The sequence below is a fragment of the Mesorhizobium sp. M5C.F.Ca.IN.020.32.2.1 genome, from assembly GCF_004023105.1.
Classification (GTDB): Bacteria; Pseudomonadota; Alphaproteobacteria; order Rhizobiales; family Rhizobiaceae; genus Mesorhizobium; species Mesorhizobium wenxiniae.
In genome coordinates this window covers 1-5029 of sequence record NZ_RZSX01000462.1, presented here as the reverse complement: position 1 = coordinate 5029, position 5029 = coordinate 1, and the positions used below count along the sequence as shown (strand labels likewise).

Below are 5029 nucleotides of genomic sequence, written 5' to 3'. Positions count from 1 at the left end.
CCGACAGCGTGTGGATGGCGCGAGCCGCGAGTTCCTTGCCCGACCCGGACGGGCCGATGATCATGACGCGGCTGTTGGTCGGCGCAACGCGCTCGATGGTCTGGCGCAACTGGCTCATCGCCGACGACATGCCGATCAGGTCGAAGGTTTCGCCGCTGCGCAGCTTGAGATCAGAAACCTCGCGTCTGAGTTTCGAGGTTTCAATCGCACGTTCGGCGATGAGAATCAGCCTGTCGGCCTTGAACGGTTTCTCGATAAAGTCATAGGCGCCGCGGCGGATGGCCGAGACCGCCGTCTCGATGTTGCCGTGGCCCGAGATCATCACCACAGGCAAGCTCGGATGCATCGTCTTGATCTCGTCCAGCAACGCCAGTCCGTCCAGACGTGAGCCTTGCAGCCAGATATCAAGGAAAATCAGCCTCGGCGCCCGGTCGGCTACCGCCGCCAGGGCGCTGTCGGCATCGAATGCCGTGCGGGTTTCGTGACCTTCGTCGCTTAGGATACCGGCGACGAGTTCACGGATGTCTTCCTCGTCATCGACGATGAGAATGTCAGACGCCATTACCGACCTTTTCAGTTTCTCTTTCGTTTTCCGTCTTGCCTTCGCCGCGCGACGGCACGGTGGCGGCGAGCGGCAGAATGATGCTGATCATCGCGCCTCGCCCGTCGTGGAAATCCGCCGGCGCGTCATGCAGTTCGAGCCGGCCGCCATGGTCCTCCACTATCTTCTTGACGATAGCGAGGCCGAGCCCCGTGCCTTTCTCGCGTGTCGTCATGTAAGGCTCGAGCAATCGCTGGCGATTCTCGCGCGGCAAGCCCTTGCCGTTGTCGATGACATCGATGCGAATCGCACCATTCTGGCGCCCGGCTTGAATCCGGATTATGCCGTGCGAGCGGTCCTTTTGATCAAGTCCGTCAATTGCCTCGGCCGCGTTCTTGATAACATTGCCAAAAGCCTGCGCCATCAGGCGGCTGTCGAAAGTGCCTTTGAGCGGTTCGTTGCCGAACACGCGCTCGAAGGTGATATCGGATCGGCTCACTTCGACGAGGAACGAGGCTTCACGCAACGATTCGCGCAAATCGAGGGCCTTCATTTCGGGCTTGGGCATGCGTGCGAAAGCGGAGAACTCGTCGACCATCCGGCCGATGTCCTCTACTTGCCTGATGATCGTATCGGTGCACTGATCGAAAACCTCGCGGTCTTCGGTGATGACCTTGCCGTAGCGGCGCTTGATACGCTCGGCGGAAAGCTGGATCGGTGTCAGCGGGTTCTTGATCTCGTGGGCGATGCGCCGCGCCACATCCGCCCAGGCCGAGGAACGCTGCGCCTGGACCAGATCGGTGATGTCATCGACGGTTACGACATAGGACTTCTCCTCCGAACCGTCGTCGCCGGCCTCGACCGTGATCTGCACGTTGAAGGTCCGCTCCGTCCCCGCGCGATAGAAGGTCACCTGCTCGCGGTGGACAGGCTTCCCCGACTTACGGCCGATCTCGAATACGCGGCCGACATGCGGCAGCACGGCGGAGAGGTTTTGCCCGAGTGCGGCGGTAGCAGATATGGCCAGCATCGTTTCAGCCGACCGGTTGACGATGGTGACGATGCCATATGGATCGACGCCGATGACGCCGGCTGTGACACCGGCAAGCACGGCTTCAGAAAAACGCCGCCGCTCGTCGATCAAATCCTTGGCGGACAGTATCTCGTTACGCTGCGATTTCAGTTCCAGCAGCATCTTGTTGAAGGTGTCGCCGAGCGAGGCGACGTCGCCGTCGGAGGGCCGAACCGGCACGGCAACGTCGAGATTGCCGGTCGCGACCTCGTCGGCCGCGCCGATGAGCTGGCGGATCGGCCGCACCAGGCGGTCTGCCACGGCGATTCCGGTCCAGATGGCTGACAGAATGATGATCAGCGTCAGCGACAGGTAGGGAAGTGCGAACGCCACCTGCGAAGTGCGGCGATTGTCTTCCAGACCGCGATATTCGTCGGTGTTGGATCTGACAATCTGCCGCGCCTTGATCACCTCGGGATCGACGAGCCGGATGGTGTAGAGATAGAGCCCTTCGATCTCGCGCAGTTTGACGATTGCGCCCATGATGTTGCGCGTCTTCGGCTCGATCAGCACCGGCCTGCCGTCGGCGGCACTGCTCATGGCGCCTTCCGGCGGCTCCGGCATGGCAAAATCGGCGTCGGTCTTTGCGCTCATGACGAACGAACCGTCGGGCCTGACCAGTGCGGCATGGGCCAGCGAGCGTCCGACGGCTTCCTTGTTCATGAGATCGAGGAAGCCGGTTCGATCGAGGCCGTAGAGCGTACGGGAGGCGTCGAGATCGTAAGCCATCGACAGGGTTGTTCCCTGGAGATTGCGCGCGTTCTCCTGCACATAGGCATCGGCGATCGACAGCGACGAATTGACGATCGTCTTGGTACGGATCTCGAACCAGCGATCAAGGCCGATATCGAGTGTGATCGAGGCGATAATGGCCACCATGATGGCGGGAATCGCGGCGACCAGCGCGAACATCGCCACGATCCGCACATGCAGCCGCGACGCCGCCTTGCCGCGCCGGCGCGCCATCACGATACGATGCACTTCGCGGCCGACCAGTGCGATCAGAAACAGAATGAACGCCGCATTGAGGGCGATAAGCGCCAGCGTTGTCCTCTCGTCCGGCGTGATCGGCGTGGCGCCGACGAGGATGGCGAAGGAGATCGCCGCCGTAACCAGCGCACCGGCAATTGCCACCACGCCGGGCAGCGCAAGCAGCCGGCGCCCGTCCCGTGTGCCAGGTTCGCTGAAAAGCGCTTCGCTCGGTGTCGCTGCCTGTGGAGCCATGTCGCCGTCTAGAGCCAGTGATTGCGTCGGATGATGCAACGCATTGTGGCGATTATGCAACAAGTGTGACCTGGACGGAAATGTTTCGGCGATCGATCCCCCGAAAAGCTTCGCTCTGTCGCACCGGCCCGAAAACGGAATCGATTTTTCGGAAAGCACGATGCGCAAAGCTCAAAGTGTAGAGAGAACTTTGTACGTCCGAACGGACGCACGTCGCTCTAAACCTGCCTGGTCGATTTGTAGACGTTGACGCCGAGTTCGCGAATTTTCTTGCGCAGCGTGTTGCGGTTGAGCCCCAGGAGTTCCGCAGCCTTGATCTGGTTGCCGCGGGTTGCCGTCATCGAGGCCAGCACCAGCGGATATTCGACCTCGGAGAGAATGCGCTGATAGAGGCCGGCGGGCGGCAAATCGCCTGCGAAGGAAGCAAAATAGCGCTGCAGGAAATGTTCTACCGCCTGGCCGATGGAGAGATCGTCGGGAATGAGGTTGCCGCCACCGGGAACGACCGGCCTCTCGCCGGTCTTCAGTTCCGCCTCGATGATTTCGGCGGAAATCTCATCCTGCGAATAGAGCGCGGCAAGCCTGCGGACAAGATTTTCGAGCTCGCGCACGTTGCCTGGCCACGGATAGCGTTTCATCAGCTCGATGCCGCCGGTGGAAATGCGCTTTGTCTGCAGCCCTTCGCTGACGCCGAGCTTGAAGAAGTGCCGGACGAGATCCGGAACGTCCTCAGACCGCTCGCGCAGCGCCGGCAGCCTTAGCGGCACGACATTCAGGCGATAGAACAGATCCTCGCGGAAAAGCCCCTGATTGATCAGCGTGCGCAGATCCTTGTTGGTGGCGGCGACGATGCGGACGTCGGTTTTGATCGGCGTACGTCCGCCGACAGTGGTGTACTCGCCCTGCTGCAGGACACGCAGCAGGCGCGTCTGCGCTTCCATCGGCATGTCGCCGATCTCATCGAGGAAGAGCGTGCCGCCTTCGGCCTGCTCGAAACGGCCGGTGGAGCGGTTCTGCGCACCGGTGAAGGCGCCTTTCTCATGCCCGAACAGTTCCGATTCGATCAGGTCGCGCGGGATCGCCGCCATGTTGATCGCGACGAAGGGGCCGCCGCGCCGGCGGCCATATTCGTGCAGCGCGCGCGCCACCAGTTCCTTGCCGGTGCCTGATTCGCCTGAAATCATCACCGTTAGGTCGGTCTGCATCATACGCGCCAGCATGCGGTAGATGTCCTGCATGGCCGCCGAGCGGCCGACCAGCGGCATCGTTTCCGGCGGCTCGTCGGCCCGTGCATCGATCTTCGGTCGTCGGGGCTCGGAAAGCGCCCGGTTGACGATATTGAGAAGCTCGGTCAGGTCGAACGGTTTCGGCAGATATTCGTAGGCGCCGGTTTCGGAGGCACGAATCGCGGTCATGAACGTGTTCTGGGCGCTCATGACGATGACGGGCAGTTCCGGTCGCGCCTTCTTGATGCGCGGCAGCATGTCGAAAGCGTTCTCGTCCGGCATGACCACGTCGGTGATGACGAGATCGCCCTCGCCGGCCGCCACCCAGCGCCATAGCGTCGAGGCGTTGGACGTCACGCGCACCTCGTGGCCGACGCGCGAAAGCGCCTGATTGAGGACCGTGCGGATCGCCGCATCGTCGTCGGCGACGAGAATATTGCCGCGAACCATCATTTGCGGTCTCCTTCGCCATCATCGTCTGTGCCGAACGGCGTTTCTTTCCAGGCTGGCATTAGGATGCGGAAGGTGGTTGCGCGCGGCGTCGAATCGCATTCGATGATGCCGCCATGCTCGCCGACGATTTTCGCGACCAGCGCCAGACCAAGCCCCGACCCGTTCGGCTTGGTGGTGATGAAGGGATCGAACAGGATCGGCAGGATATCTTCGGAAACGCCAGAACCGTTGTCGCGCACGCAGAATTCCAGCGGCAGCGACACGCGGCCCTGCGTTCCGGGAACGGAAACACGGATGCCCGGCCGGAATGCGGTCGACAGAGTGATCTCGCCTTGCGGATCGCCGCCAATGGCCTCGGCCGCATTCTTGACCAGGTTGAGGAACACTTGGATGAGCTGGTCGCGGTTGGCGAAAACCGGAGGCAATGATGGATCATAATCCTCCAATATCTTGATCCGCTTGGCAAAACCGTTCTTGGCAATCGCCTTCACATGGTCGAGTACGACATGGATG

Annotated in this window: 4 protein-coding genes; all 4 read right to left on the bottom strand. The window is 61.6% G+C overall.

Annotated features, from left to right (window positions below):
• On the bottom strand, positions 1 to 562 hold a 562-nt coding region (locus tag EOA86_RS21735; RefSeq protein WP_164891891.1), incomplete at its 3' end, for a response regulator.
• Positions 552 to 2837, bottom strand: coding sequence for a PAS domain-containing sensor histidine kinase (locus EOA86_RS21730; RefSeq protein WP_164759725.1), 2286 nt, complete (start codon positions 2835 to 2837; stop codon positions 552 to 554). The genes EOA86_RS21730 and EOA86_RS21735, both read right to left, overlap by 11 nt.
• A 218-nt stretch (positions 2838 to 3055) precedes the next feature.
• Positions 3056 to 4516 carry a nitrogen regulation protein NR(I) gene (ntrC, locus tag EOA86_RS21725; protein ID WP_128343518.1) on the bottom strand — a complete coding sequence of 487 codons (1461 nt, stop codon included), beginning with the start codon at positions 4514 to 4516 and terminating at the stop codon, positions 3056 to 3058.
• Positions 4513 to 5029 (bottom strand): ATP-binding protein (locus tag EOA86_RS21720; RefSeq protein WP_245497338.1); only part of this gene is annotated, 517 nt, incomplete at its 5' end. The genes ntrC and EOA86_RS21720, both read right to left, overlap by 4 nt.